This window comes from Streptomyces sp. NPDC047971 (assembly GCF_040653355.1).
Classification (GTDB): Bacteria; Actinomycetota; Actinomycetes; order Streptomycetales; family Streptomycetaceae; genus Streptomyces.
The window spans coordinates 146301-172622 of record NZ_JBEZNW010000012.1 but is presented as its reverse complement, the minus strand read 5'-3'; the positions used below and the strand labels follow the sequence as shown (position 1 = coordinate 172622).

Here is a 26322-nt window from a genome sequence, read left to right as displayed (position 1 = left end):
AGGAACCTCGACCATCCGAAGATGGACGGGGTATCAACTAATCTGGCGTTGATTTTTGGCACGCTGTTGAGTTCTCAAGGAACGGACGCTTCCTTTGTACTCACCCTCTCGGGCTTTCCTCCGGGCTTTTCCCTTCGGTCTTGCGTTTCCGACTCTATCAGATCTTTCCGATCCGATTTCCTCGGTGCTTTCCGGTCTCTTCGGTTTCCCGTTTCGGCCTTCCGGCGTTTCCGACTCTATCAGATCCTTTCGGGCCTGATTCCCAGTCAGAGTGGGTTGTCTTTGCGGCTGTTGGGCCGTTCCGACGCTCAAACTCTAGCGGATTTCCCGGGCTGCTCATAATCGAGCGATTCGAAATGAATTTCGGCATGCCGAAATTCGTCCCGGCTGGGAGATCGTGCTGAGTAGAGGTGCCGCATCAGCGGCGGGAGTGGCTGTCGCGGAACCGTTCCGGCCCCGTGACAACTCGGAGAACACTACGGATACGGCGGGGGCGTGTCAACCCCCGGCCCGGTGACCTCTGCGGACGTCGCGGGCCGGGGGCGGGCGCGTGGCTCAGTCGAGGTCGGTGAGCCGGCCGCCCGCGTCCGGCTGGGTGTGCTCGACCCTGCGCAGGAGGCGGATCAGCATGTCGCCGAGGCCGCCGCGCTCCTCGCTCGTCAGGTCCTGGAGGAGCTTCTCCTCGAAGTCCGTCGCCATGCGCATCGCCTCGAGCCACTTGGAGCGGCCCTCGTCCGTGAGCTCCACGATCACGCGTACGCGGTTGTTCTCGTCGCGGTCACGGGTGACGAGGCCCTCGCCCGCCATGCGGTCGATGCGGTGGGTCATGGCCGCCGGCGTCAGGCCGAGGCGCTTCGCGAGCTCTCCGGGACCCAGGCGGTAGGGGGCGCCTCCCAGGACGAGGGTCTTGAGGACCTCCCACTCGGCGTTGCTGATGCCGAGGTCGGCGAGCTGGCGGCCGTACGCCACGTTCATGCGCCGGTTCAGCCGACCCAGGGCGGAGACCACCTTCTCGACCTGGGGGTCGAGCTCACGGAACTCGCGCTGATAGGCCGCGATCTGTTCGTCGAGGCTCGGCTCCTGCAGGGGCTGCGGGCCGGGCTGCTCGGGGTTGTCGGACATGCGGCGAGTATCCCACGGTCGTCGTTGGCGTTGAAGTCCTTCTATGTGTATTGTTAAGCATCTAATTTTAGTGTTGAAGTCTTCACGGTTGATGCCTACAGGGCTGAACCGTCGATCGAAGTGGGTGAGTGTGACCAAGGCGATGGGTGCAGCGATGCGCCGGATCCAGGCAGGCAGCGCGCTGAGCGCGTTCGGACTCGGCTTCACCGTTCCGTACCTCTATGTGTATGTCGCTCAGGTGCGGGACCTGGGCGCTTCCACGGCGGGCGTCGTGCTCGCCGTCTTCGCCATGGCCGCGCTCGTGGTGCTGCCCTTCAGCGGGCGGGCCATCGACCGGCGGGGGCCGGTCCCCGTCCTCCTGGTCGCCGCCCTCCTCGCCTCGCTCGGCGCCCTGGGCATGGGGCTGTCCGAGAGCGTCCCCGCCGCCGTCGGCTCGGCCGCGCTGCTGGGTGCCGGTACGGCCGTGATGCAGCCCGCGCTCGCGACGATGATCGTCTGGTGCTCGGAACCGGCCACCCGTACCCGCTCCTTCGCCATGCAGTTCTTCCTGCAGAACCTCGGACTGGGCGTCGGCGGTCTGATCGGCGGCCAGCTCGTCGACGTGAGCCGGCCGGACAGCTTCCTCCTCCTCTTCTCCATCGAAGCCGTGATGTTCCTGGTGCTCGCCGGGATCGTGCTGACCGTGCGTGTGCCGGGCTCCCCCGCTCTGCAGGGTGCCCGTCCCGCCGCCAAGGGCGGCGGTGTCCGTGCGCTGCTCGGGCACAAGGCGATGGTGCAGCTGTGCGTGCTCGGCTTCGTGCTGTTCTTCGCCTGCTACGGGCAGTTCGAGTCGGGTCTCGCGGCGTACGGGACCGAGGCCGCCGGCATCCAGCCCTCGACGCTCGGGATCGCGCTGGCCGCCAACACGGCCGTCATCGTGGTCGCCCAGTTCGTGGTGCTGCGGTTCGTCGAGCGCCGTCGCCGTTCGCGGGTGATCGCGGCCGTCGGTCTGATCTGGGCGGTGGCGTGGCTGATCGCCGGGTACGCGGGGCTCGGGCACGGCAGCCAGGCGATGGCCACCGCGGCCTTCGTCTCCACGTACGCCCTCTTCGGGCTCGGCGAGGCGATGCTGTCGCCGACCGTGGCGCCGCTGGTCGCGGACCTCGCGCCGGAGTCGATGGTCGGTCAGTACAACTCGGCGTTCGCTCTGGTCAAGCAGCTGGCGCTGGCCGTCGGTCCGGCCGTGGGCGGGCCGATGGGGGCCTCGCTGCACGGGCCGTACATCGTGACCTTCGTGCTCTTCTCGCTCGGGATCACGTACCTCGCGCTGCGGCTGGGCAAGCGGCTCACGCCGGTGCAGGACCAGCCGTCGCTGGCCACGAAGGCTTCCCGGGTCGTGGCGCAGCACCTGCCCGAGAAGGAGAGCGTCTCCGCCTGACCCCTCAGTCGGGCAGGGCGAACTCGCACCAGACCGCTTTGCCGCCTCCCGGTGTGCGGCGGCTTCCCCAGGACGAGGCGATCGTCGCGATGATCGAGATTCCGCGACCCGCCTCGTCCTCCGTTTCCGCCCTGCGGCGGCGCGGCAGATGGTCGTCGCCGTCCGTGACCTCGATGATCAGGCGCCGGTCGGTGCGGCGCAGGCGCAGGCGCATCGGCGGGGTTCCGTGCTTGAGGGAGTTCGCCACCAGCTCGCTGGTGGCGAGGACGCCGAGGTCGCGCAGTTCGACCGGGAAGCGCCAGCTGGAGAGGACGCCCGACGCGAAGGCACGCGCGCGTGGCGCGGCCTCCACTCCGCCGAGGAGCTCCAGGGCCGCGTTGTGGAAGAGCTCGGCGTCCGCTCCCTTGCGGGCGGGGTGCTGGACGACCAGGACGGCCACGTCGTCGTCGTGCTCGGCGGTGACGCCGAGCGAACGCAGCAGCCGGTCGCAGACGACCTGCGGGGTGCCGAGGGCTCCGGCCAGGGCGCGCTCCAGCGCGGCGACGCCTTCGTCGATGTCCTCGCGGCGGCGTTCGACCAGACCGTCCGTATAGAGGACGGCGGTGGAGCCCGGGGGCAGGGCGATCGTGCCGGAGGTGTGCAGCCAGCCGCCGGTGCCGAGCGGGGGTCCGGTGGGGTCCTCGGCGCGGCGGACCGTGCCGTCCTCGTCCCTGACGAGGATCGGGAGGTGGCCGGCGGAGGCGTAGACGAGCTTGCCCTCGTTGGGGTCGTGGACCGCGTAGACGCAGGTGGCGATCTGGCTGGCGTCGATCTCGGCGGCGAGGCCGTCGAGGAGCTGGAGGACTTCGTGCGGGGGCAGGTCGAGCCGGGCGTAGGCGCGGACGGCCGTGCGGAGCTGTCCCATGACGGCGGCGGCGCGTACGCCGCGGCCCATGACGTCGCCGATGACGAGCGCGGTGCGGCCCGCGCCGAGGGTGATGACGTCGTACCAGTCGCCGCCGACCGCCGCGTCCGTGCCGCCGGGCTGGTACGTGGCGGCGATCCGCAGGTCGTCGGGCTGTTCCAGCTCCTGCGGGAGCAGGGAGCGCTGGAGCGTGACGGCGGTCTCGCGGTGGCGGCGCTCGCTGGCGCGCAGCCGCTCGGCGGCCTCGGCGTGGTCGGTGACGTCGGTGGCGTGGACGAGGACGGCGCCGCCGTCGAGGCGCGGTGAGTCCACGGGCAGGCAGGTGACCGTGTACGAACCGCCGTCCTGGGTCTTGCGCGACTTGACCGTGCGCGGCTTTCCGCTGCGCAGGACCTGGTCCATGAGCGGCAGCAGACCGAGTTCGTGGGCTTCGGGGCAGGCGTCGGCGACGGTGGCCCCGGTGGGGCGGGGGCCGAAGGCGGAGGCGTACGCGTCGTTGACGTAGGCGATGCGGTGCTCGGGGCCGTGCACGAGCGCGACCAGGCCGGGGAGTCGGCCGATGATCTCCCGTACGGAGAAGTCCTCCAGGGCGGGGACCTCGTCGGGGAGGGGCTCAGGCTGCTGCTCGTACTCCCCGCGGGCCGCGGGCACGGAGCCCTCGGTCCCCCGCGCCGCCGTGCGGCGCTGCGTGCCGGGGAGTCGGGCGCTCCAACGGGTGAAGTTCACGGATCTGTATGCCTCGTGGTGTCGTTGGCCGTGCTGAGTCACTCTGTGCAGGTGTGAGCCCACCTATGGTCACACGTCCAGTGTGACCGACCGTACTGACATCGGTGTCAGTCGGGCTTCGGACCGTTCTTGGGCGGCGGCGGCGCGGCTGCGAGTTCGAACTCGGCGCGCGGGTGTTCCAGCGAGCCGAGCGAGACGATCTCCCTCTTGAACAGGCCGGACAGGGTCCATTCGGCCAGGACACGGGCCTTCCTGTTGAAGGTGGGGACGCGGCTGAGGTGGTAGGCGCGGTGCATGAACCAGGCCGGGTAGCCCTTGAGTTTGCGACCGTAGACGTGTGCCACGCCCTTGTGAAGGCCGAGGGAGGCGACGGAGCCGGCGTATTTGTGGGCGTACTCCTTGAGCGGCTGTCCGCGGAGGGAGGCGGCGATGTTCTCGGCGAGCACCTTCGTCTGGCGCAGGGCGTGCTGGGCGTTCGGCGCGCACTCGGCGCCCGGCTCCTGCGCGGTGATGTCGGGGACGGCGGCGGCGTCGCCTGCCGCCCAGGCGTGTTCGACGCCGTCGACGGTGAGCCGGGCGGTGCACTTGAGCCGGCCGCGGCCGTTGAGCGGCAGGTCGGTGGCGGCGAGGACGGGTGCGGGTTTGACGCCCGCCGTCCAGACGACCGTGCGGGTGGGGTGGCGCGTGCCGTCGCTGAGGACGGCGACCCGGTCCTCGCAGGATTCGAGGCGGGTCTCCAGGCGTACGTCGATGTTGCGGCCGCGCAGCTCGCGGATGGCGTACTTGCCCATCTTCTCGCCGACCTCGGGCAGGATCCGGTCCGACGCCTCGACGAGCACCCATTTCAGGTCCTCGGGCTTGACGTTGTGGTAGTACCGCGCGGTGTAGCGGGCCATGTCCTCCAGCTCGGCGAGCGCCTCCACGCCCGCGTAGCCGCCGCCGACGAAGACGAAGGTGAGGGCGGCGTCGCGGAGGGCCGGGTCGCGGGTGGAGGAGGCGATGTCCATCTGCTCGATGACGTGGTTGCGCAGTCCGATGGCCTCCTCGACGGTCTTGAAGCCGATGGCGTAGTCGGCGAGGCCGGGGACGGGGAGGGTGCGGGAGATCGAGCCGGGCGCGATGACCAGTTCGTCGTAGGTGAGCTGGGTGCTCCCGGTTCCTTCCTCCTCGGTGGCGAGGGTGGAGAGCGTCGCGGTGCGCTTGGCGTGGTCGACGGCGTGGACCTCGCCGATGACGATCCGGCACTTGTCGAGGACGCGGCGGAGCGGGACGACGACGTGGCGCGGGGAGATCGAGCCGGCGGCCGCTTCGGGGAGGAAGGGCTGGTACGTCATGTACGGCTCGGGTGTGACCACCACGATCTCGGCCGCACCGCTTCTGAGCTCGGTCTTGAGCTGCCGCTGCAGGCGCAGCGCGGTGTACATCCCGACGTAGCCACCGCCGACAACGAGAATGCGCACAGGTTCGGTCACTGTCCCATGACGCAACGCCGTCCGGGGTTTGTCCACAGGCCCGGCAAATTGTGTGACCGGCGGGGTGTGGAGGCGTGGGGTGGCGCACGCCGTGGGTACTGCGGGAAGTGCGCAGGTCAGAGTGGGCGCGCGAGGGGAATCGGGGGGTCAGAATCGGGAGAGTTCAGGCCCTTGCTCCGATCGGGGGGCGCACCGTGCGGAACTCCCCCTTCTGAATTGACCTCGTCTCAACTATGTTCGTACCTCGTCGGGGTATCGGATCGCTGCGCGTAGACCAGTGCGTGGGTCCGGTCGATCCCGTGTCAGCAGGGCGGGGAGTCTCCGGGGGGAGACATCATGAGCGGGGGAACGCTTATGCACATGCAGGATTCGCGTTGGCAGGCCGTCGTCGGCACGACGGACGGTTCGGTCGACGGACGGATGGGAGTGACGGCGCCGGTGGGCCGCTCGGCTCCGCTGCGGGTGGACGCGCAGCGGAATCTGGAGCACGTCCTGCGCGCCGCGCGCGAGGTCTTCGGTGAACTGGGTTACGGGGCGCCGATGGAGGACGTGGCCCGTCGCGCCCGGGTCGGCGTCGGCACGGTCTACCGTCGCTTCCCGAGCAAGGACGTCCTGGTGCGACGGATAGCCGAGGAGGAGACCTCCCGGCTGACCGACCAGGCCCGTGCCGCGCTCGGGCAGGAGGAGGAGCCCTGGTCGGCGCTCTCGCGCTTCCTGCGCACCTCGGTCGCCTCGGGCGCCGGGCGGCTGCTGCCGCCGCAGATCCTGCGGGTGGGCGTGGACGCGGAGGACCTGGTGCTGCCGGCGCGGTCGGCGGAGGACGCGGCTCGCGTGCCGCACCAGCGGAACGTCGGCGATCAGGCCGAGCAGCGTGTGGCCGGACCGCGTGCGGTGGCGGAGGCGGAGCCGGACGACGCCGGGGCGGCGGAGCTCCTGGAGGTCGTGGGGCGGCTGGTCGAGCGGGCCCGTGAGGCGGGCGAGCTGCGGACGGACGTGACCGTGGCGGACGTCCTGCTGGTCATCGCCACGGCGGCGCCCGCGCTGCCGGACGCGGCGCAGCAGGCGGCGGCCTCGGCGCGGCTCCTGGACATCCTTCTGGAGGGTCTGCGCTCGCGGTAGCGGGGGCCGGCCGGGCTCGTGGCAGCGGGTGCCGGACGAGGCGTCGATCGGTCCGGGCGGACTGTTGAGCATTGCACGAACGGGTGAGCGGTTACGCCCGGATGCAGGAAGTCGCCCCGGACGAGTGGTAAGTGGACGGGAGGGTTCGGCCATTCTGCGCTCTGTGGCACGCTGGGCCGGTGTTCGGGTCTGAGGGTGCGTACGGGGGCTTCCGCGATGAGCGGTGACGGTCGGGACGATGCACTGGGCGTCGGCGGTGCCACGGAGACCGGGAGCCTGTCTTCCCGGCAGGTGCCGAGCCAGGGCGGGCCGGGAGGCTCGTCGGGCGCGCCCGCGGGCGCTTCACTCTCGTCGCCGGGTTCCGCCGGACCGGGGTCCGCCGATCCCAGCGTGCCCGCGCAGCGTGACGGCGGGCTCGGCGCGGCCGGTGACGGTGCCGATGAGTCCGCCTCCGTCCTGCCGCCGCCCCTCGAACTGCCGCCGTCCGACGCCGATCTCGTCCAGTTGATGCGGGACGGCGACGACAGCGCGTACGCGGAGCTGTTCCGCCGCCACTCCGACGCCGTGCGGCGCTATGCCAGGACCTGCTGCCGCGACGCGCACACCGCCGACGACCTGACGGCGGAGGTGTTCGCCCGCACGCTCCAGGCGGTTCGGGGCGGGGCGGGGCCCGAGCAGGCCGTCCGCGCGTATCTGCTGACCACGGTCCGGCGGGTGGCCGCGAACTGGACGCGGACGCAGAAGCGGGAACATCTGGTCGAGGACTTCGCGGTGTTCGCGGCGCAGGCCGCCCGCGGCTCCGAGGTCTCGGACCAGAGCGCGTCCTTCGGGGCGGGCCTCGATCTCGGCGCCGATGTCCTCGCCATGCACGAGGCCGAGCAGTCGCTGGCCTTGCAGGCGTTCCGCTCGCTGCCCGAGCGGTGGCAGGCCGTGCTGTGGCACACCACGGTCGAGGAGGAGTCGCCGAGCGAGGTCGCGCCGCTGTTCGGGCTGACCGCCAACGCCACGGCCGTGCTCGCCAGTCGGGCCCGCGAGGGCCTCAAGCAGGCGTACCTCCAGGCTCATGTCAGCCAGTCCCTGACCGCCGGCGGGGACTGCTCCCGCTATGCCGACCGGCTCGGCGCCTATGCGCGTGGCGGGCTGCGGATGCGGGCCGAGCGCGGGCTGCGCAAGCACCTGGAGGAGTGCGCCAAGTGCCGGCTCGCCGCCGGTGAACTGGCCCATGTCAACGCCGGGATCCCCGCGCTGCTGCCGATCGCCGTCATCGGCTGGTTCGCCGCCGGTTACTCGCTCAAGGCCGCGGGGGTCGTGGCCGGTGGTGTGGCGGGCGCGGCCGGTGCCGGTGCGGCCGCCGCCGCGACGGGAGCCGGTTCGTCGACGTCGGCCGGGGCGTCCTCCGCTGCCGCCGCCGAGGGGCTCGGTGCCCCCGCGAAGGCCGGCATCGCGGCGGCCGTGGCGGTCGCGGCGACCGCGGGTCTGGTGTGGGCGCTGTCCGGCGATCCGCAGCCCGTCGCGCAGCCCGTGCCGTCGCCGCCGGCCGTGGTGCCCGTCGCGCCGCCGGAGCCGACACCGCCGCCGAAGCCGACGCCCACGCCCACTCCGCCGCCGGCGCCGCCCGTACAGGCCCCGGAGCCGACACCGACGCCCACTCCGCCCCCGAAGCCGAGTCCCACGCCCAGCCCGAAGCCGGCCCCGCCGGCTCCCGCCCCGAAGCCGAAGCCCAGCCCCACGCCCACTCCGAAGCCCACCCCGCCGCCCGCTCCGCCCACCGTGTACCAGGTCAACCGGCTGGAGTACGGGATCTTCGGCGACGGCACCGAGCCGGAGGTGCGGCTCGGGGAGAGCGGCTGGATGTGGCAGCGGGACGGTCTGGCGATCGCCGGTACGCGGTACGCGCATGGGGTGAGCGTGCATGCGCCGTCCGCCCTCACGATCGATCTGAACCGCCGGTGCACCGGCTATGACGCGGTCGTCGGCGTCGACGACCTGAGCGCTCCCCTGCGGGTCGGCGGCGTCCGCTTCTCCGTCTACGGCGACGACGAGCGGCTGTGGCGATCCGAGGTGATCCGGCCGGGCGACCCCGCGGTCCCCGTGCACGTCGGCCTCGCCGGCCGGAAGACGATCCGCCTGGTGGTGGAGGAGAACACCCCGTTCGGACGGGCGGCGGTGGCGGACTGGGCGCAGTCCCGGATCAGCTGCGTGTGAGCGGGAGGGACGGGGCTCTGAACTCGGAGGTGTCGCGTGCGAAGGGTGCGACGCTCCCGGCGTAGGCCCGACGCCCGGGCGGGGTTCCGGAGGACGTTCACGCGCGCGAGCGTGCCGTCACGTTGCGTCGAGCAGCCCACCGCGCGTACCCCGTACCCCCGTGGCCCTCACGCCGGAAGCGACCGTGTCGACGGCACCAGCGGGCCCACCACCGCCCGTTGGCGCGGTGGGGCCTCCGTGCCCGTCCAGCAGGTGCCGCGGCGGGCCAGGAGGCGGTGGAGCCAGAGTTCGGTGGAGACGAGGTCGGCGAGGCCGTCCAGGGGGACCGGTTCGCCCTCGGAGGCGGCGCGCAGGGCCTTGCGGACCACGCGGGCCTCGATCAGGCCCGCGTCGGCGAGGAGCGGGGCCGAGAACAGGGCCATGAGGTCGGGGAGCGCGGCGCGCAGGCCCGCGCGGACGGCCGAGGCCGGCACCGCGGGGTTCGGCGTGCCCCAGCCCGGCGGAAGGTCGTGGATGCCCGCGCCCGCGAGGACCGTGCGCAGGACGGCGGCCCTGGCGCCCGGCTGGACCCGCAGTGATTCGGGGAGGTCGCGGCAGGCCCGTACGACCTGGTTGTCGAGGAAGGGCGCGTGCAGCCGCTGGCCGCGGATCTCCGCCGCCTGCTCCAGGACCCGGTGGTCGCCCGCCGCTCTGGCGAGGGCCGCACGCGCGCGTGCCTCCCCCGGCCGCTGCACCGATGTCGGCAGGGTCGCCGCCCGGTTCAGGCGAACCGATACTTCAGCCAGTGCCTCGCCCGTCAGCCACCGCGCGGCGGGACCGGGGCGGGACCAGGTCAGCGCCGAGAGGGACGCCTCCAGGGGACCGAAGGGCGCCTGCCCCGGGCGGTTCGCCTCCAGGAGCCGGGTCGCCGCCACCTCCAGGCCGGACCGGTAAGGGGTACGGGCGAGCCGGCGAGCCGCCCGGTAGACCGTCAGCGGCACCAGCAGCGAACCCGCCGACGGCCCGGTGGCCTTGGCGAGCGCCGTCACCGGCCGCACCAGCGACCTGCGCCGCCGGTCCATCAGCAGATCGGCCAGGCGCGCCGGGTGCGCGTCCAGCACCTGCCGCGCGCCCAGTCCCGTGAAGTGGTCCGCGCTGCCGCCGGCGAGGCGCCGCCGGTGCCGGTCGGCGACCACGAGCGAGGGGCCCGGCTCGTCGGTCAGCGGACCGTCCAGCTCGGCGTAGGGCAGCGCCTCCTCGCCCGCGGCCACGACCACATGGTGCAGCCGCGGGTTCTCCGCGATCGTCCGGGCCCGCTCCAGCTCGGCCTCCGGGACCGACGCGCCGCCCGAAGGCCCCAGAGCGGTCAGGTCGTTGAAGGTGACCGCCAGCAGGCGCTCCCCCGCGCCCGTGCCGTGCCCGAGGATCGTCCCGGGCACGCCCGGGAGGCCGGCCGCCAGCAGCGCGAGCGTGCCCGAGGCGCTGCCACCGGAGAGGTCCGCGCCGATCCCGGGCGCGGGGCCGCCGCCCCGGGCCGCCCGCCGTTCGGCGGGTCCCATGCCGGGGACGGGCCCGGGGTCCGGCAGCGGGAAGTCCGGCGCGTGCCGGGGGGCGGTGAGCCTGGCCCGTACGGCGTCGACCAGCGCGTCCCGTACGCCCTCCACGGCCCGGCGCGGTTCGACCTCGGCCGCGGCGACCGCGAGCGAGGCCACCGGTTCGTACCCGGTGATCTCCCGCGAGCCCTCGCGCAGGATCAGCGCGTGCCCGGGCGGCACCCGCTTCACCCCTTCGTACGGTGTGGAGTCGCGCAGCGCCTCGGGGGTCTCGGGGCAGGCGAGCAGCGCGGCGAGGTGCCCGATGTCGAGCTGGGCCTCGATGAGGTCCGCGAGCGGCAGGGCGGCGGTCGCGTACGCCGTGCCGTTGGCCCACGGGGTGTGGAACACCGGCCGGGCGCCGGCCAGATCGCCCGTGACGGTGATCCGGCGGCCGACCTGCACGACGGCGGTGTAGCTGCCGGCCCAGGCGGTGAGATGGCGCAGTGCGCCCCCGCGCGCGGTCAGGAGCCCGAGCCTCAGCTCCTCGTCGCTCGCCGCGCAGCATCCCAGGACGGCGAGTCGGGTGTGCGTGTCGATGCTGATCAGTCGCACCTCGTCGGGGCGCCAGTCGCCGACCGCCCACAGCGGATCGGGGTCGCCCCAGAGCGGCTGGGCGCCCACCGGCTGGACCGTGCGCCCCTCGGACGACGCACCCCCCACGGCACCGGCCGTTCCCGTCGGACCGAAGCTCGCGGCGACACTGCTCCAGCCCACCAGCCATCGCATCGGCGCCTCCACAAGAGTTCAGTGGAGGAACATGCTGCCACGACAACGGCGCGGAGGAGGGTCTCCGGGGTCGCGCGCGCAAAGGCGAATGCGCCCCTGGCATGGGCCAGTTGTGGCCGGTTCGCGCACCGTCGTCATTCGGCCATTCTCGGCGGCGCGAGGAGTAAGCCGGCCGTCCCTGGGAGAGTCCGGCAGTCCGGGAGGCGCAGTCCGCCTCCCGGAGCCGTCCGCCGCCCGCGGGGAGCGGGGCGGCGGTATCCCCCAGCCCACCGGTCCACAGCCGGGTGGGCCGACCCACGCAGCACTCATGGAAGCGCTCCCGCTCCGACCGGGCGAGAGCGCACGGCCGGGCGCACGGCCACACAACCGGAGCACGCGCCCGGCGCCGCCCCCACGGGCGCCGCCCCGCGATCCGAGCGCCGACGCGGCTACGCCATCCGGCCCCCATCCGTCTGTTCACACAACAATCCCGCCATACGGAACTCCGCCCCTTAACGGTAGGGATGCGGCGAACTACGCTGTGTTTACGAATGCCGCACGCCTATGCCCGGCGTCGTGGCGGCCGTCTTGGGTGTCGAGGGGTGGCGTCATGTCCAGGGAGCAACGCGGGCCGAACGAAAAGCTCGGCACGGTTCTCGCCCTCGCGGGAATCAGCAACGCCGGTCTGGCGCGACGCGTCAACGACCTCGGGGCGCAACGGGGCCTGACGCTTCGTTACGACAAGACCTCGGTGGCCCGCTGGGTGTCGAAGGGCATGGTGCCGCAGGGCGCCGCGCCGCATCTGATCGCCGCCGCGATCGGCCAGAAGCTCGGCCGGCCGGTGCCGCTGCACGAGATCGGCCTCGCCGACGCCGACCCGGCGCCCGAGGTGGGTCTCGCCTTCCCGCGCGACGTGGGCGAGGCGGTCCGCTCGGCCACCGAGCTGTACCGGCTCGACCTCGCGGGCCGACGTGCCGGCGGCGGTGGGATCTGGCAGTCGCTGGCGGGATCCTTCGCGGTCAGCGCCTATGCGACCCCCGCCTCCCGCTGGCTGATAACGCCCGCCGACGCGTCCGTCGAGCGCCTGCTCGACCCCGTCGAGGGCCCGGGGCCCGAGGGACCCGAGACCGGTCCCCACGCGCGCGTGGGCCACAGCGACGTCGCCAAGCTCCGCGAGGCGGCCGAGGACGCGCGGCGGTGGGACTCCAAGTACGGGGGCGGTGACTGGCGTTCCTCGATGGTCCCGGAGTGCTTACGGGTCGACGCCGCACCCCTGTTGCTCGGCTCGTACTCGGACGAGGTCGGCCGGGCGCTCTTCGGCGCCACGGCCGAGCTGACCCGGCTGGCCGGCTGGATGGCCTTCGACACCGGTCAGCAGGAGGCCGCCCAGCGCTACTACATCCAGGCGCTCCGGCTGGCGCGCGCCGCGGCCGACGTGCCGCTCGGCGGATACGTCCTCGCCTCCATGTCCCTCCAGGCCACCTACCGGGGCTTCGCCGACGAGGGCGTGGACCTCGCCCAGGCCGCCCTGGAGCGCAACCGCGGGCTCGCCACCGCCCGCACCATGTCCTTCTTCCGGCTCGTCGAGGCGCGGGCCCATGCCAAGGCCAACGACGGACCGGCGGCCGCGGCCGCGCTGAAGGCGGCCGAGGGCTGGCTGGAGCGGTCCCGGGACGGCGACGCCGACCCGTCGTGGCTCGGCTTCTACTCGTACGACCGGTTCTGCGCGGACGCCGCCGAGTGCTACCGGGACCTGAAGGCGCCGCGCCAGGTGCGCCGCTTCACCGAGCAGGCGCTGTCCCGGCCGACGGAGGAGTTCGTCCGCTCGCACGGGCTGCGGCTCGTGGTGTCGGCGGTGGCCGAGCTGGAGTCGGGCAATCTGGACGCGGCGTGCGCGGCGGGCACGCGCGCGGTGGAGGTGGCGGGCCGGATCTCGTCCGCCCGCACCACCGAGTACGTCAGGGATCTTCTTCACCGACTGGAGCCGTACGGGGACGAGCCGCGGGTCATCGAGCTGCGTGAGCGAGCGCGCCCGCTGCTGATGGCTCCGGCGTGACGCGTGTCCCACCGTGTTTAACCGCATTGTCAGTGGGTCAGTGCACTATCGGGGTGGGAGGTGGTGCAGGTGTCGGTGTCCGCACGGTCGGTACGCGACGTGGACTGCGATGTGCTCGTCGTCGGCGGCGGGATCGTCGGTCTGTCGACGGCGTACGCCCTGACCCGTGCCGCGCCCGGCACCCGCGTGACGGTCCTGGAGAAGGAGCACGGCCCGGCCCTCCATCAGACGGGGCGGAACAGTGGGGTGATCCACAGCGGGATCTACTACCGCCCGGGGTCCCTGAAGGCCCGGTTCGCGGTCGCGGGCGCGGCCGAGATGGTCAAGTTCTGCGCCGAGTACGGCCTGCCGTACGAGGTCACGGGCAAGCTGATCGTCGCGACCGGGCGGGACGAGCTGCCCCGGCTGCACGCGCTCGTGCAGCGCGGCAGGGAGAACGGCATCCCGGTGCGCGAACTCGGCCCCGCGCAGATCAGCGAGTACGAACCGCGCGTGCGAGGGCTCGCCGCGATCCATGTCGGCACGACCGGGATCTGCGACTACGGAGCGGTGGCGGCGCAGCTCGCCGAGTCCTCCGGGGCTCGGATCCTGTACGGCTCCGAGGTCACCGCGGTCGACCGCCGGCCCTGGGGCGTCGCCGTCCGCACGGCCGCCGGGGCGGTGGTGCGGGGACGGGTCCTGGTGAACTGCGCGGGGCTGCACTGCGACCGGGTGGCGCGCCTCGCGGGCGACGAGCCGGGGATGCGGATCGTCCCCTTCCGCGGCGAGTACTACGAGCTGGCGGACCCGTTTCTGGTGCGCGGCCTGGTCTATCCGGTGCCCGACCCGGCCTTCCCCTTCCTCGGGGTCCATCTGACGCGGGGCGTCGACGGCGGCGTGCACGTGGGACCGAACGCGGTGCCGGCGCTGGCCCGCGAGGGATACGGCTGGTCGGCCGTCCGGCCCGGCGACCTGGCGGGGACGCTGGCGTGGCCCGGGGCGTGGCAGATCGCGCGGGAGCACTGGCGGTACGGAGCGGGGGAGCTTCGGCGGTCGCTGTCGAAGCGGGCCTTCACGGAGGCCGTGCGCCGACTGCTGCCGGTGGTGGAGGAAACGGATCTGCGGCGGGCGCCCGCGGGCGTGCGGGCGCAGGCGGTGCTGCGGGACGGCACGCTCGTGGACGACTTCCTGATCCGCGAGGCCCCGCGGACGATCCATGTGCTGAACGCGCCGAGCCCGGCGGCGACGGCCTCCCTCCCGATCGGCCGGGAGATCGCCACGAGGGCCCTGTCGTTCCTGTAGTCAGCGCCACAGCGGAGTGGGGTGAGCGCGCCCGTAGAATTGTGGGCATTGTGTCTGAGTCTCGAGAAACCGCCACCCGCCCCGTCGCCGAGCCCGTCGTCTTCCAGCGGGGCAGCCAGAGGTTCGCCGCCGGGGAAGGGCCGCTGCCCGATCCCGCCGGTTCGCACCACGAACGGCGTATCCGCAGCTTCCAGCCCCGCCGCAGCCGCGTCACCGCGGGGCAGGCCGAGGCGATGCTCAAGCGGTGGCCCGACTGGGGTCTCGACATCGACGGCAAGCGGATCCTGGATCTGCGGGAGATGTTCGGCGGTCTGCCCGTCGTCCTGGAGATCGGCTTCGGCATGGGCGAGGCCACCGCGAAGATGGCCGCCGCCGACCCCGGCACCGGCATCCTCGCCGTGGACGTCCACACCCCCGGGCAGGGCAACCTCCTCGGTCTCGCCGACCGCAACGGCCTCGAGAACGTCCGGGTCGCCAACGGCGACGCGATCATCCTGCTGCGCGAGATGCTCGGCGCCGACGCCCTCGACGGCTGCCGCGTCTACTTCCCGGACCCCTGGCCGAAGAAGCGTCACCACAAGCGGCGCCTGATCCAGCCCGAGTTCCTGACGCTGCTCGCGACCCGGATGAAGCCCGGTGCCGTCCTGCACTGCGCCACCGACTGGGAGGAGTACGCCGAGCAGATGCTCGAGGTGCTCTCCGCCCACCCCGGTTTCGAGAACACCCAGGCCGACGGCGGCTACGCACCCCGCCCGGCCTTCCGCCCCCTCACCCGTTTCGAGGGGCAGGGCCTCGACAAGGGCCACGTCGTGCACGACCTGCTTTTCGCCAGGGCGTAGGAGGCCGGGGGCGGAACTCCCTCGCGGGCTGTCAGTTCCTGTCGTTAGGGTCGCTGACGTGTCGAACCACGTGCCCGTCCCCGCCCGGGACACCGAGGAGCCCGCCTTCCCGGCCGTCCCGGACCGCGCCCAGTGGCGCTACCGGCCCCGCCGCGCCTTCTGGCGCAGCAGGGTGGTCCGGGTGGTCGCCGTGTTCACACTGCTGGCGCTCTGCGCGCTGGTGATCCTCGCGATCGTGCGGGACGAGACCGGCACCGAGGGCTTCCTCGTCGGCCTCGGTCTGGCCGTCCTGCCGGTGCCTCTGCTGGTCGCCGCCTTCCGCTGGCTCGACCGCGTCGAACCGGGCCCCTGGCGGAACCTGATCTTCGCGTTCTGCTGGGGCGCGTTCGCCGCCGCGCTCGTCTCGATCATGGCCAACTCCTTCGCGGTCCGATGGATAGCCACCGCGACCGCCGACCCGGCCTCCGCCGACACCCTCGGCGCCACGGTCGTGGCACCGGTGGTCGAGGAGAGCGCCAAGGCCGCCGCCGTCCTGCTGATCTTCCTGCTGCGCCGCCGCGACTTCACCGGTCTCGTCGACGGCGTGGTGATAGCGGGCCTCACCGCCAGCGGCTTCGCCTTCACCGAGAACATCCTCTATCTCGGCCGGGCCTTCGGGGAGGACCAGGAGATCGGCACGTCCGGCATCGGTTCGATGACCGCCGGCACCTTCTTCGTACGGATCGTGATGTCGCCGTTCGCGCATCCGCTCTTCACCGTGCTCACCGGTCTCGGCTTCGGCTTCGCCGCTCTGGCCACCCGGCGTCAGCGCGTGCGCCGCGTCCTGCTGCCGGTGACCGGGCTCGTCCTCTCGATGGGCGTGCACGCCCTGTGGAACAGCTCGGCGACGGTCCTCGGACCGTGGGGCTTCATCGTGGTGTACGGCATCTTCATGGTGCCCGCCTTCGGGCTGCTGACGTGGCTGGCGATATGGAGCAGGCAGCGGGAGCTGCGGACGATATCCGGGCAGCTCCCGGCGTACGCGGCGGCCGGCTGGCTCTCCCCCGCCGAGCCGCTGGCGCTCTCCTCGATGCGGGCCCGTTCCCTCGCCCGGGACTTCGCCCGCCGTACGTACGGCGCGTCGGCCGCCGTCGCGGTCGGGGAGTACGAGGCGTTCGCGACGACCCTCGCCTTCCTGCGGCACCGCGCTCTGCGCGGCGCGGGCGGCCCGGACTTCATCGCCCGCGAGCAGGAGCTGCTCCACCATCTGTGGCAGCGCAAGTCGGTCGCCTCCCCCGCCCTGACCTACGCGGCGCGGGCGACGGGCCAGGTCTGGGCCCCGCCGCAGTACCTCGACTACGGCGGCTACAACCCCTACCGGAGCTAGGGCCGGTCGGCGGGCCGGGTGCGGCCGGTCCCGACGGGGTCGGGGGTGAAGGGGTGTTCCGGCAGCCCTGACGTCGGGGGGGTGCCGCCAGGACTGCCGGAGTCGTGGGGCCGTGCGCGAGGGACGCGCCCCGCGCGAGGAGCGCGGGAAGGCCGTACGCGAAGACGCGCCCCGGGCGAGGAGCGCGCCGGGGCGCGTCGAAAGGCTCAGTGGCCTCGTCCGCCCGGTGGGGTCAGACCGACAGGCCCTTGTCCCGAAGCCAGGCCGCCGGGTCGATGCCGTCGCCGCCCGCGGTGTGGACCTCCAGGTGCAGGTGCGGGCCGGTCACGTTGCCGGTCGCGCCGACGCGGCCGATCGTCTCGCCGGTGCCCACGGACTGGCCGACGCTCACCGTCATCGAGGACAGGTGCGCGTACCAGACCTCCGTGCCGTCCTCCAGCTCCAGGACGATCCGGTAGCCGTACGAGCCGGACCAGCCCGCGGACTTGATGGTGCCGCCGTGGACCGCCTTGACCGGGGTGCCGGTGGGCGCGGCGAAGTCGAGGCCGGTGTGGTAGCCGGAGGACCACATGGAGCCGGACTGGCCGTACGTGGAGGTGAGGGTGTACGAGGAGGTGGGGAGCGAGTAGCTGGCGGCGAGCTTGGCCAGGCGCTCCGCCTCGGCCTTCGCCGCGGCCTCGGCCTCGGCCTTCTTCTTCGCCTCCGCGGCGGCCTTCTCGGCCGCGTCGGCCTTCGCCGCCGCCTCGGCCGCGGCCTTCTCGGCCGCCTGCTTCTCCGCCTCGGCCTTCTCGGCCGCGTCGGCGGACGCCTGCTGCTGCTCGGCCTGCTGGAGGATGCGGGCGCGCAGTGCCTCGCCGGCGTCGGCGGTGGACTCGGCGGCGGAGCCGCCATCGATCTTCGCGGCGTCGTCGGCCGGGAGGGCGAGGGTGGCGGTGAGCGGCTGCGGGTTGTTCGTCCCGGAACCCGCGCCGTCCTCGTCGGAGATGAGCTCGCCGACGCCCGGCAGTTCGGAGGCGTCCGGGAGGTTCAGGTCCGGGAGCGAGATGGAGACCGGGGGCTTGTCCTTGGCGGTGGCCATGCCACCGGCGCCGACCGCCGCGATGACACCGACGCCGAGGACGGTGGAGGAGCGGGCGAAGGCCGAGCGCTGCTTCACGACACGGTGGCGGCCACCGGAGCGGGCCTGCTGGCGAAGGGAGTCCTCGGTGGGGTTCCACTCCCCCCACGCCGTGGCGTCGTCCGAACCGGCGGCGCCCGGAGCACCGAACGCTTGGAACCCGTCGAAGGTGTCTTCGGGCGCAGGGGTGTTGGACGCCACGGAGGCGTACTCCTTTCCTTCCTTCTCGCCTACCGGGTTAGCTGACGGGTTCGGAGCAGGAAGGTCTCCTACGGGCGGTGTCGCACGGGTGCGACGGTGCCCGATTCACCCCAAGTGGTGGTTCCCCGGTTCCCTTTCAGGATTCGGCGCACGCGCACGGTGCCGTCTCTTGCGACGGCTGGGACGACCGCGCTGCGTTATCGAACGTTAATAGACAGGACGGTGGGATTCCAAGCCGTTCCTCTTGATCGTTCACGAGATTAAGGCGGTACAGACCGATTTGACCACGCTTCAGTAAACCCCTGTACGGAGGGAAAAGAACTGACGGTGTGTCACTTGTTATCTCAGCGGTACCTCTCCACTACGCATGGTCACGGCACCACCGGCATCGTCCGCCGCCGCTCCGGCTGCCCCGTCGCCGGACGGCTCACCGCGAGCAGCGCCATGTCGTCCGTGGAGCCCCCGCCCGTGTACCGGCGGACGTCGTCGACCAGGGCGTCCAGGAGCTCCTCGGGCCCCGGGAAGATCCGCCCCGAGAGCCGCTCGGCCGGATCGTAGAAGACGCCCGCGGAGTCGCGCGCCTCGGAGAGCCCGTCGGTGTAGAAGAGCAGCGTCGCGCCCGGCGGGTAGGCGTTCTCCTCCGCGCGGTCGGGCCACGCGGCCAGTTCGCCCATGCCGAGCGGCAGCGCGGGCTCGCTCGGCGCCAGCAGCTCCAGGGCCCCGTCCGCGTGGAGCAGCAGCGGCTCGGGGTGGCCGCGGTTCAGCACCCGCACCCGTCCGTCGACCCGCGGGATCTCGGCCAGGACGGCCGTGGTGAACCCCTCGAAGGCGTCGAGGCTGGAGCGGCGCATGCCCTCCCGGGCCAACGCCCGCTCCAGCCGCTGGGCCACGCCCTCCAGGGTCGCCTCCTGCTCGGCCGCCTCCCGGAAGGCGCCGATCACGATGGCGACCGCCTCCACCGCGTCCAGCCCCTTTCCCCGCACGTCTCCGACGACGAGCCGCACCCCGTACGGCGTGTCCTGGACGGCGAACAGGTCGCCGCCGATGAACGCGTCCGCCTGTGCTGCCTCGTAGCGAGCCGCCACCTGGAGACCGCCGATCCGCTCGGCCGGCGTCGGCAGGACCGCCTTCTGGGCGGCCGCCGCGATCACCCGGGCCGAGGCCAGCCGCTCGCCGCTGCGCACCACGACGCGGTTGATGAGCAGGGCGAGGGCGGCGACGGTGGCGGTGGTGAACGTCTCGGTGAGGGAGGGGATTTCGGCTGCGGTGTCGTTGTAGAGGTGCAGACCGACGCCGGCGAGGATCGCCGCGATACCGGTGAGCAGGGTCGTCAGCATCGAGAAGAACGGCGCCGCGATGAGCGGAGCGGCCGAGAACATCGGGGCGGCCGTGTACGCGGGCGGGGTGGAGAGGTCGAAGACGACGCCGCCCAGGATGACGAGCGGGGGCAGGGCTCGGATGAACCGTCGGGCCCGCTCGGCTCGGGGCCCCGGACGCACGTCCATCTCGCCGCCGGCACCTCGCTGCCCCTGCCCCACCTGTGCTCTCCTGCCCGGTCCGTACACGGCGACGGACCGTACCGCGCCCTCCCCAGGGTGGCGGGAGCCGCGCCGTGCGGCGACCCCCGCTCGGCCGAGTGGGTGACACCCGCCGAGCCGGGCACTCCCAAGCCCCCGCCCCTCACCTCCGCGCGCCCCCGCCCCTTACCCCCGTGCCTCCGGGGCCGCGTCCGCGCTCAGCCGCCCCCCGCGCCCCAGCGCCCCCACCGCGCCCGCGCACGACAGGCCCACCCCGCACAGCACCAGCCACGGCGTCGCCGACCACCCCGTCACATCGAGCAGCGCGCCCGTTCCCAGGTTCCCCAGGGTGATCCCGACCCCGCAGACGGTGTTGTAGAGCCCGTAGTGCGTGGCCACCCACCGGCCGCCCGAGAGGGCGACGACCGTGTCCATCTCGTACGGGTAGAGCACCGCGTTCGCGACCGCCAGGGCCGCCGCGCACAGCAGCAGTCCGCCGAGCCCGGGCACGAGCACCGGCGGCAGGAAGGCCGCGCCCATCAGCACCAGGCCGAGGACCAGACACCGCTCGCGGGTCAGCCGGCGCCGGCACCAGGCCGTGATCCGCAGCTGGCCGGCCAGCGCCACGAGCGCGGAGACCACGAAGAGCGCGGTCGTCGCCGCCGTGCCGTCCGCCGCGAGCGGCAGCGCCAGATAGACCTGGAAGGACAGGACGTACGAGCCGGTCATCGCCAGCGAGAAGAGCCAGAAGGTGCGGTTGGTCAGCACCGTACGGAACTGGCCCCGCTCCTCGACCGCCTCCGCCGGCTTCCCCTTGACCGGAAGGTGCCGCAGCTGCACCAGCGTCAGAACGGCGAACAGCACCGCCGCCACCACGCACGTCAGCCGGAACGACACCCCCGTCAACGCCACCCCCACCAGCGGTCCGAGCAGGATCCCCGCCTGGTAGTAGGTGTGGAAGAGCGCGAACGCCTCCACGCGCCGCTCCCCCGCCTCCGCCGCGAGGTACGCCCGCACGGCCGGGTTGAACAGCGCCCCCGCGAGGCCCGTCGCCACCGAGGCGGCGACCAGCACCGGAAGCGACTGGGCGAAGGCGAGCGCCCCGAACCCCGCCGTCCGCAGCGCGCAGCCCGCGACGATCAGCGGCTTGAAGCCGAGCCGGTCGGCGAGCGCGCCGCCGACCAGGAACATGCCCTGCTGGGAGAGGTTCCGCACGCCGAGGACGAGCCCGACGGCCCAGGCCGCCATCCCCAGCCCGCCCGCGAGATGCGCGGCGAGGTAGGGCATCAGCATGTAGAAGCCCAGATTGATGGTCAGCTGATTGAGGAGGAGCAGCCGTACCGCGGGCTCGAAGGTACGGCTCTGCCGCCAGATCCCGCCCGTGGCGGGGGCCGGGACCTGCGTGCTCATCGGACCCGCTCCAGGACGCGGCGGGTCCAGCCGTCCACCCGGGCATCGCCCGCGTACGCCGCCGGCTCCTCGCGCGGCGGGGCGTCGAGCAGTCCGTGCGCCGCGCAGAAGTCGTCGCTGAAGACCGTGTCGAAGTACCGCTGCGGCCCGTCGGGGAAGACGGCCGCGATCCGTGTCCCGCGCGGCCTGGTGCGGGCCAGCCACCCGGCGACGAGGGCGACCGCCCCCACGCTCCAGCCCCCCGTGGCGAACTGACGCGAGGCCAGCCGCCGGGCGGCCCTGACCGCGTCCGCCGGGCCGACCCAGTGGATCTCGTCGAAGGCCGCGTGGTCGACGTTCCCCGGATGGATGGAGGAGCCCAGGCCGCGCATGAGCCGTTCGCCGGCCGGGAGACCGAAGACGGTGGAGTGGACGCTGTCGACGCCGACCAGCTCCAGGGCGGGGCTGGACGTGGCCCGCAGCGCGCGGGAGATCCCCGCGGAGTGGCCCCCGGTGCCGACCGCGCAGACCAGGACGTCGATCCGGTCGAGCTGTGCGGAGAGCTCCGCCGCGAGCCCTCCGTACGCCTCGGGGTTGTCGGGGTTGCCGTACTGGTTCGGCCACCACGCGCCGTCGAGGGCCGCGAGCAGCTCCGCCACCCGGTCCATCCGCGCCTGCTGCCAGCCGCCCCGCGGGCTCGGCTCGGGCACGACGTGGACGGTGGCGCCGTGGGCGACGAGCATCCGCTCGACGATCGGTTCGAGACCGGGGTCGGTGACGACGTGGACCGGGTGGCCGTGGAGCACACCGGCCAGCGCGAGGCCGAGACCGAGCGTGCCGGAGGTCGACTCGACGACGGGCGCGCCGGGCCGCAGCTCTCCGCGGCGGCGGGCCTGTTCGACCATGTGGAGGGCGGCGCGGTCCTTGATGCCGCCGAAGTTGAAGCCTTCGAGCTTGGCCCAGTAGCCGTCGTCCATCCACAGCACGGGGGTGTTGCCGACCGTCTGGGCGGCGACGGAGAAGGAGCTGCCGGGCAGCACGTTGTTCATCAGGGGGTACGTCCTTGAAGTGGGTACGCCGAAGGGAGCCTGGTCGTGTCGTGCGACCTGGCTCAGTTCCGGTTCACTCCGAGGGCGATCAGCAGCCGTCCCGGCTCGGGGCCGGGTCCCGCCCGGTCGCGTACGCACAGGGCACGCGGATCGGCGGGGAAGACCTCGTCGTCGGCGAGGAGCACGGCTCCGCCGGCATCGGGCGCCGCGGGCTGCGGGACCGTCTGGGCCGGCAGATGGACGTCGAAGGACCACGTCTCACCGGGCCGCTCGCAGCCGTGCGGCAGGGCGGGGGCGGTGACGGTGGTCGGGTCGCCGGGGAAGGCGAGCGGATGGTGCCCGTTCGTCCCGTGACAGACGCTCACCAGCAGGGTGAGGAGGGCGAGCAGGACGAGGACGGCGGGCGCCCGCCGTCGTACGTCGATCGCTGTCTCGTCACGCATGGTCCGCGTGACGCTACGGTGCGGCAGCGCGCGGCCGCAAAGAGGCGTGCCCGGTTTCGGACACCGTTTATTTCGGGCGAGGCGCGCTACATGTTCCGCTCCGCGTAGACCGTCATCGCGTCGCGGACGAGGAGGGCGGTGCCCTCACCGTGCCGGTCGTAGTTCCGGCCGAAGCGCGGGTCGTCGACGTACATCTGGCCGAGGCCGATCACGTACTCCTTCGTCGGCGTCGTGGTCGTCGACAGCCACGCGACCTGGCGCCGCGCGATCGCCTGGACCTCGTCGCTGTCGGCGGCGAGGCCGTCCCTCGCCGCCTGCCCGAAGTCGCGGGCGATGCCGGCCTGCTCGTCCATGAACGCCTGCTTCTGCTCCGCGTCGAGCGAGCGCCACCAGCGGTCGCCCTTCTCGTACGCGTCGCGGCCCCAGCGCTCGGTGACCTCCTCCTCGTACCGCGTGTGGTCGAATCCGTCGAACACTTCTTCCGCCATGAGTTCTTCTCCGTTCTCCGTCTTGTGGAGAGTGGTCCGCACCGCCGCGATCTGCCGCCCGATCCGCTCCCGCTCCTGTTCGAGCAGGCGCAGATGGGTGTGCAGGGCCGCGGACGTGTCCCGCTGCCCTTCCAGGACCTCGGCGATGGCGGGCAGGGAGAGCCCGAGCTCGCGCAGCAGCAGGATGCGCTGCAGTCGCACGAGCGCCGCCTGGTCGTAGTACCGGTAACCGTTGGCGCCGATCCGGCTCGGCTCCAGCAGTCCGCGCTCCCCGTAGTGGCGGAGGGTGCGGCTGGTGGTGCCGGCTTTCCTGGCGATCTCCTGGATCGACCACTCCATGGGGAAGACGCTAAATCTTGACGTTGCGTAAAGGTCAAGCCCGCTTGTCCCCGGACACGACGAAGGCCCGGATCCAGTGAATGGATCCGGGCCTTCGTTTGCTACTGAGTAGCGGGGACAGGATTTGAACCTGCGACCTCTGGGTTATGAGCCCAGCGAGCTACCGAGCTGCTCCACCCCGCGTCGGTGAATACGACCTTACGGCATGGTGCGCCGATCCCCTAATCGGTTTCCCCGGCACCGGCTCAGCAGCCGCAGTCCTCGGCGTCGACCGGGGCCGTCAGCGGGTCCGCGTCCTTCTTCCCGGGGCCTTCCCACGTCTCGTACGGGAAGCCCTCGCGGACCCAGTACTCGAAGCCGCCGAGCATCTCCTTCACCTGGTAGCCCAGCTGCGCCAGGGCGAGCGCGGCGCGCGTCGCACCGTTGCAACCGGGACCCCAGCAATAGGTGACCACGGGCACGGACCTGTCGAGCAGCTGCTCGGCCTGCTCGGCGATGAGCGCGGTCGGCAGGTGGACCGCCCCCGGGACGTGGCCCTGGTCCCAGGAGGCGGTGGAGCGGGAGTCGAGGACCACGAAGCCGGGGTCGCCTTCGGCGGCGAGGGCGCTCGCGACGTCGGAGACGTCGGCGTGGAAGGCGAGGGCGGCGGAGAAGTACGCGGCCGCGGCCTCGGGAGCGGCGGGCGGCGTACGAAGTACGGCGTTGACCTGCGCGGTTGTCGTCATGCATGAAAATCTACGGTCGAAGATCACGGCGCTGAAGTGGCAATCCCCGGCAGTGAGACCGATCGGCCGGGGAATCCCGGGCGATCGGCGGGGGACGGCAGGGGATCTCACGCAGCGGACGGACGCGGGGTCGGCTGTCACGCTTCGCGGGCGCCGTCCGTCATCCCGGTGACGGGCATCGACGAGGGAGACACCGATGGACGAGAAGGACCTCCTGGCCGAGCGCTTCCAGGCCGACCGCACGCACCTGAAGGCGGTCGCGTACCGGATGCTGGGCTCGCTGAGCGAGGCCGAGGACGCCGTCCAGGAGGCGTGGATCAAGCTCAGCCGCTCCGACGTCGGCGAGGTCCGCAATCTCAGCGGCTGGCTGACGACGGTCGTCGGACGGGTCTGCCTCGACATGCTGCGCTCCCGCTCCTCCCGCCGGGAGGACCCGCTGGAGTACTACGTCCCCGATCCGCTGGTCCGGGGCGCGGAGGGCACCACCCGCGACCCCGAGGAGGAGACGCTGCTCACCGACTCGGTGGGGCTCGCGCTGCTCGTGGTCCTGGAGACGCTGGGCCCCGCCGAGCGGCTCGCCTTCGTGCTGCACGACATGTTCGCGGTCTCCTTCGACGAGATCGCCCCGATCGTGGACCGCACCCCGGCGGCGACGCGCCAGCTGGCCAGCCGGGCCCGCCGGCGCGTGCAGAGCGCCGCGCCGGCCCCGGCGCCCGACCTCACCCGGCAGCGCGAGGTCGTCGGCGCCTTCATGGCCGCGTCCCAGGGCGGCGACTTCGAGGGCCTGCTCGCCGTCCTCGACCCGGACGTGGTGCTGCGGGCGGACGGCGGCAAGGCCCTCGCGGCGGCCTCGAAGCTGATCCGCGGCGCCGAGGCGGTCGTCCACCAGGCGCTCACCTTCGCCCGCTTCCGCCGCGCGCACCGCGACGTCCTGGTCAACGGCGCCCCGGGCATCGTCTCCTACGCGGACGGCCGGGCGGCCGGGCTCATGTCGTTCACGGTCGTCGACGAGCGCATCGTGGGGATCCAGATCATCTTCGACCCCGAGCGGCTGGCGGCGCTGGGAGTACCGGGGCTGGAGGACTGAGCAAAGGGCTGTGACCCAGGGCACACCCCAGGCGCCGATGAGTCCGCCGCTCGCGGTCGGTCATACCCGCGACAGGACCGAAACGAGGAAGGCGCGTCATGACCCACACGCTCGGCACCCCGCACCAGTCCGTGGCCGTTCCGCGTTCGGCGACGAGGGCGCTGCTCACGAGTGCCATGGTGGCGGGCCCCCTGTTCCTCGGCGCGGGCGTCGTCCAGGGGCTCGCACGCGAGGGCTTCCGCTTCGGCCACAACGCGATCAGCCAGCTCGCCCTCGGCGACGCGGGCTGGATCCAGACCGTGAACTTCCTGCTCGCCGGCGCCCTGCTGACCGCGGGGGCGGTCGGGCTGCGCGCGTCCCTGCGAAGAGGGCCGGGCGGGACCTGGGCCCCGGTCCTCGTGGGCGTGTTCGGCGTCTCGTTCCTGGCCGCTGCGGCCTTCCCGGCCGACGCGGGCGCGGGGTTCCCGGTCGGCGCCCCCGAGGCGGTCCCCGCGATGAGCGCGCACGGCGCGGCCCACATGGCCGGCGGGATGGTCGGCTACCTCGCGCTGTGCGCCGCGTTCCTCGTCCTGGCCCGACCGCTCGCCGCCCGCGGCCACCGCGGCTGGGCCCTGGCCTCACGCCTCGTACCCGTCGTCGTCCTCGCCGGCTTCGCGGGCTCCGCCGTCTCCGTCCTCGCCTTCACCGCGGGCGCGGGCCTCGGCCTGCTGTGGCTGACCGCGGTGACGGCCCGTCTGACCACGGACACACGCACCGAATAGCCGGGCCGCGAGGCCCTGGCCATCCTCGACACGACCACGACCACCCACCGACGAAACGGGACACCGCCATGACCGACGCCGTGAAGGGCCCCGCCTCCTACTTCCCCTCGATCGAGAAGAAGTACGGTCGCCCGATCTCCGAGTGGAAGACCCTCATCCGCTCCTCCCCGCTGACGAAGCACATGGAGCTCGTCTCCTGGCTCAAGACCGAACACGGCCTGGGGCACGGCCACGCCAACGCCCTCGTCGCCCACACCCGTGCCGAGGACAGCGGCGAGTAGCCCGCTCAGACACGTCGAAGCGCCCCACCCGGTCGGAACCGGGTGGGGCGCTTCGGCTGATGTAGGCCGTGTGGGACTCGAACCCACAACCAACGGATTAAAAGTCCGCTGCTCTGCCAATTGAGCTAACGGCCCTCGG

At 72.7% G+C, this 26322-nt stretch carries 21 protein-coding genes, 2 tRNA genes and 1 riboswitch; of the genes, 10 read left to right on the top strand and 13 right to left on the bottom strand.

Features of this window, described 5'->3' with window-relative positions:
* Positions 1–555: 555 nt before the first annotated feature.
* The gene (locus AB0D99_RS14810; protein WP_362360577.1) at positions 556–1122 is read right to left on the bottom strand and encodes a MarR family transcriptional regulator; all 567 of its coding nucleotides are present in this window, start codon (positions 1120–1122) and stop codon (positions 556–558) included.
* Positions 1123–1264: 142 nt separating this feature from the next.
* On the opposite strand from AB0D99_RS14810, the gene AB0D99_RS14805 reads away from it, so the two are divergent.
* Complete coding sequence (locus tag AB0D99_RS14805; protein ID WP_362360595.1) at positions 1265–2539, top strand: MFS transporter; 1275 nt, start codon at positions 1265–1267, stop codon at positions 2537–2539.
* Positions 2540–2543: 4 nt separating this feature from the next.
* On the opposite strand, the gene AB0D99_RS14800 is transcribed toward AB0D99_RS14805, so the two are convergent.
* Positions 2544–4169, bottom strand: a complete 1626-nt coding sequence (locus tag AB0D99_RS14800; RefSeq protein ID WP_362360574.1) for a SpoIIE family protein phosphatase — start codon at positions 4167–4169, stop codon at positions 2544–2546.
* A 107-nt stretch (positions 4170–4276) separates the two neighbouring features.
* Positions 4277–5677 (bottom strand): NAD(P)/FAD-dependent oxidoreductase, encoded by a 1401-nt coding sequence (locus AB0D99_RS14795; RefSeq protein ID WP_362360571.1) that lies wholly within the window; start codon positions 5675–5677, stop codon positions 4277–4279.
* A 318-nt stretch (positions 5678–5995) separates the two neighbouring features.
* Between AB0D99_RS14795 and AB0D99_RS14790 the strand changes: the two genes are divergently transcribed.
* Together AB0D99_RS14790 and AB0D99_RS14785 are read left to right on the top strand one after the other, a co-directional pair.
* Positions 5996–6760 carry a helix-turn-helix domain-containing protein gene (locus AB0D99_RS14790; protein WP_362360568.1) on the top strand — a complete coding sequence of 255 codons (765 nt, stop codon included), beginning with the start codon at positions 5996–5998 and terminating at the stop codon, positions 6758–6760.
* 216 nt (positions 6761–6976) lie between these two features.
* Positions 6977–8965, top strand: a complete 1989-nt coding sequence (locus AB0D99_RS14785) for a sigma-70 family RNA polymerase sigma factor (RefSeq protein WP_362360565.1) — start codon at positions 6977–6979, stop codon at positions 8963–8965.
* 167 nt (positions 8966–9132) lie between these two features.
* Here AB0D99_RS14785 and AB0D99_RS14780 read toward each other — a convergent pair whose 3' ends face one another.
* Positions 9133–11265, bottom strand: coding sequence for an asparagine synthase-related protein (locus AB0D99_RS14780; protein WP_362360562.1), 2133 nt, complete (start codon positions 11263–11265; stop codon positions 9133–9135).
* A gap of 589 nt (positions 11266–11854) precedes the next feature.
* Here AB0D99_RS14780 and AB0D99_RS14775 point away from each other — a divergent pair.
* The 4 genes from AB0D99_RS14775 (at position 11855) to AB0D99_RS14760 (ending at position 16786) form a co-directional block, all read left to right on the top strand.
* Entirely contained in the window at positions 11855–13300 is a 1446-nt protein-coding gene (locus AB0D99_RS14775) for an MFS transporter (protein ID WP_362360559.1), read from the top strand.
* 69 nt (positions 13301–13369) lie between these two features.
* The gene (gene lhgO, locus AB0D99_RS14770) at positions 13370–14581 is read left to right on the top strand and encodes an L-2-hydroxyglutarate oxidase (protein ID WP_362360556.1); all 1212 of its coding nucleotides are present in this window, start codon (positions 13370–13372) and stop codon (positions 14579–14581) included.
* A gap of 50 nt (positions 14582–14631) precedes the next feature.
* Positions 14632–15420: a tRNA (guanosine(46)-N7)-methyltransferase TrmB gene (gene trmB, locus AB0D99_RS14765; RefSeq protein ID WP_362360553.1), complete on the top strand. Its 789-nt coding sequence runs from the start codon at positions 14632–14634 to the stop codon at positions 15418–15420.
* 58 nt (positions 15421–15478) lie between these two features.
* Entirely contained in the window at positions 15479–16786 is a 1308-nt protein-coding gene (locus tag AB0D99_RS14760) for a PrsW family intramembrane metalloprotease (protein ID WP_362360550.1), read from the top strand.
* Between the two features lie 232 nt (positions 16787–17018).
* Here AB0D99_RS14760 and AB0D99_RS14755 read toward each other — a convergent pair whose 3' ends face one another.
* The 8 genes from AB0D99_RS14755 to AB0D99_RS14720 all read right to left on the bottom strand — a co-directional run bounded on the left by AB0D99_RS14755 (position 17019) and on the right by AB0D99_RS14720 (position 24054).
* Positions 17019–18104: a M23 family metallopeptidase gene (locus AB0D99_RS14755; protein WP_362360547.1), complete on the bottom strand. Its 1086-nt coding sequence runs from the start codon at positions 18102–18104 to the stop codon at positions 17019–17021.
* Positions 18105–18115: 11 nt separating this feature from the next.
* Positions 18116–18263: riboswitch (cyclic di-AMP (ydaO/yuaA leader) on the bottom strand.
* 212 nt (positions 18264–18475) lie between these two features.
* Positions 18476–19609 carry a PP2C family protein-serine/threonine phosphatase gene (locus AB0D99_RS14750; RefSeq protein ID WP_362360544.1) on the bottom strand — a complete coding sequence of 378 codons (1134 nt, stop codon included), beginning with the start codon at positions 19607–19609 and terminating at the stop codon, positions 18476–18478.
* 198 nt (positions 19610–19807) lie between these two features.
* On the bottom strand, positions 19808–21031 hold the full coding sequence (locus AB0D99_RS14745; protein ID WP_362360542.1) for an MFS transporter: 1224 nt from the start codon (positions 21029–21031) through the stop codon (positions 19808–19810).
* On the bottom strand, positions 21028–22059 hold the full coding sequence (locus tag AB0D99_RS14740) for a PLP-dependent cysteine synthase family protein (RefSeq protein WP_362360539.1): 1032 nt from the start codon (positions 22057–22059) through the stop codon (positions 21028–21030). Before AB0D99_RS14740 ends, AB0D99_RS14745 begins: the two co-directional genes overlap by 4 nt.
* Before the next feature lie 62 nt (positions 22060–22121).
* Positions 22122–22502, bottom strand: coding sequence for a hypothetical protein (locus AB0D99_RS14735; protein WP_362360536.1), 381 nt, complete (start codon positions 22500–22502; stop codon positions 22122–22124).
* Positions 22503–22588: 86 nt separating this feature from the next.
* Complete coding sequence (locus AB0D99_RS14730) at positions 22589–23329, bottom strand: MerR family transcriptional regulator (RefSeq protein WP_362360533.1); 741 nt, start codon at positions 23327–23329, stop codon at positions 22589–22591.
* A 109-nt stretch (positions 23330–23438) separates the two neighbouring features.
* Positions 23439–23512, bottom strand: a tRNA-Met gene (locus tag AB0D99_RS14725).
* Positions 23513–23574: 62 nt separating this feature from the next.
* A complete protein-coding gene (locus AB0D99_RS14720) occupies positions 23575–24054 on the bottom strand; it encodes a rhodanese-like domain-containing protein (RefSeq protein WP_362360530.1) in 480 nt (159 codons plus the stop codon).
* 196 nt (positions 24055–24250) lie between these two features.
* Between AB0D99_RS14720 and sigJ the strand changes: the two genes are divergently transcribed.
* The 3 genes from sigJ (at position 24251) to AB0D99_RS14705 (ending at position 26183) form a co-directional block, all read left to right on the top strand.
* A complete protein-coding gene (gene sigJ / locus AB0D99_RS14715; RefSeq protein ID WP_362360527.1) occupies positions 24251–25141 on the top strand; it encodes an RNA polymerase sigma factor SigJ in 891 nt (296 codons plus the stop codon).
* A gap of 98 nt (positions 25142–25239) precedes the next feature.
* A complete protein-coding gene (locus AB0D99_RS14710; RefSeq protein ID WP_362360524.1) occupies positions 25240–25902 on the top strand; it encodes a DUF998 domain-containing protein in 663 nt (220 codons plus the stop codon).
* Positions 25903–25970: 68 nt separating this feature from the next.
* Positions 25971–26183 (top strand): DUF4287 domain-containing protein, encoded by a 213-nt coding sequence (locus AB0D99_RS14705; protein WP_362360521.1) that lies wholly within the window; start codon positions 25971–25973, stop codon positions 26181–26183.
* A 62-nt stretch (positions 26184–26245) separates the two neighbouring features.
* Here the strand turns inward: AB0D99_RS14705 and AB0D99_RS14700 are convergent.
* Positions 26246–26318 (bottom strand) — tRNA-Lys (locus AB0D99_RS14700).
* Between the last annotated feature and the right edge of the window lie 4 nt (positions 26319–26322).

What these genes read in the sequence shown, in the direction of transcription:
- AB0D99_RS14785 (WP_362360565.1), top strand. Translation starts at nt 6,977, where the DNA reads ATGAGCGGTGACGGTCGGGACGATGCACTGGGCGTCGGCGGTGCCACG.
- AB0D99_RS14705 (WP_362360521.1), top strand. Translation starts at nt 25,971, where the DNA reads ATGACCGACGCCGTGAAGGGCCCCGCCTCCTACTTCCCCTCGATCGAG.
- AB0D99_RS14745 (WP_362360542.1), bottom strand. Translation starts at nt 21,031, where the DNA reads ATGAGCACGCAGGTCCCGGCCCCCGCCACGGGCGGGATCTGGCGGCAG.
- AB0D99_RS14710 (WP_362360524.1), top strand. Translation starts at nt 25,240, where the DNA reads ATGACCCACACGCTCGGCACCCCGCACCAGTCCGTGGCCGTTCCGCGT.
- AB0D99_RS14740 (WP_362360539.1), bottom strand. Translation starts at nt 22,059, where the DNA reads ATGAACAACGTGCTGCCCGGCAGCTCCTTCTCCGTCGCCGCCCAGACG.
- AB0D99_RS14750 (WP_362360544.1), bottom strand. Translation starts at nt 19,609, where the DNA reads ATGGACGTGCGTCCGGGGCCCCGAGCCGAGCGGGCCCGACGGTTCATC.
- AB0D99_RS14735 (WP_362360536.1), bottom strand. Translation starts at nt 22,502, where the DNA reads ATGCGTGACGAGACAGCGATCGACGTACGACGGCGGGCGCCCGCCGTC.
- AB0D99_RS14775 (WP_362360559.1), top strand. Translation starts at nt 11,855, where the DNA reads ATGTCCAGGGAGCAACGCGGGCCGAACGAAAAGCTCGGCACGGTTCTC.
- AB0D99_RS14790 (WP_362360568.1), top strand. Translation starts at nt 5,996, where the DNA reads ATGCACATGCAGGATTCGCGTTGGCAGGCCGTCGTCGGCACGACGGAC.
- AB0D99_RS14720 (WP_362360530.1), bottom strand. Translation starts at nt 24,054, where the DNA reads ATGACGACAACCGCGCAGGTCAACGCCGTACTTCGTACGCCGCCCGCC.
- AB0D99_RS14780 (WP_362360562.1), bottom strand. Translation starts at nt 11,265, where the DNA reads ATGCGATGGCTGGTGGGCTGGAGCAGTGTCGCCGCGAGCTTCGGTCCG.
- AB0D99_RS14730 (WP_362360533.1), bottom strand. Translation starts at nt 23,329, where the DNA reads ATGGAGTGGTCGATCCAGGAGATCGCCAGGAAAGCCGGCACCACCAGC.
- AB0D99_RS14810 (WP_362360577.1), bottom strand. Translation starts at nt 1,122, where the DNA reads ATGTCCGACAACCCCGAGCAGCCCGGCCCGCAGCCCCTGCAGGAGCCG.
- sigJ (WP_362360527.1), top strand. Translation starts at nt 24,251, where the DNA reads ATGGACGAGAAGGACCTCCTGGCCGAGCGCTTCCAGGCCGACCGCACG.
- AB0D99_RS14805 (WP_362360595.1), top strand. Translation starts at nt 1,265, where the DNA reads ATGGGTGCAGCGATGCGCCGGATCCAGGCAGGCAGCGCGCTGAGCGCG.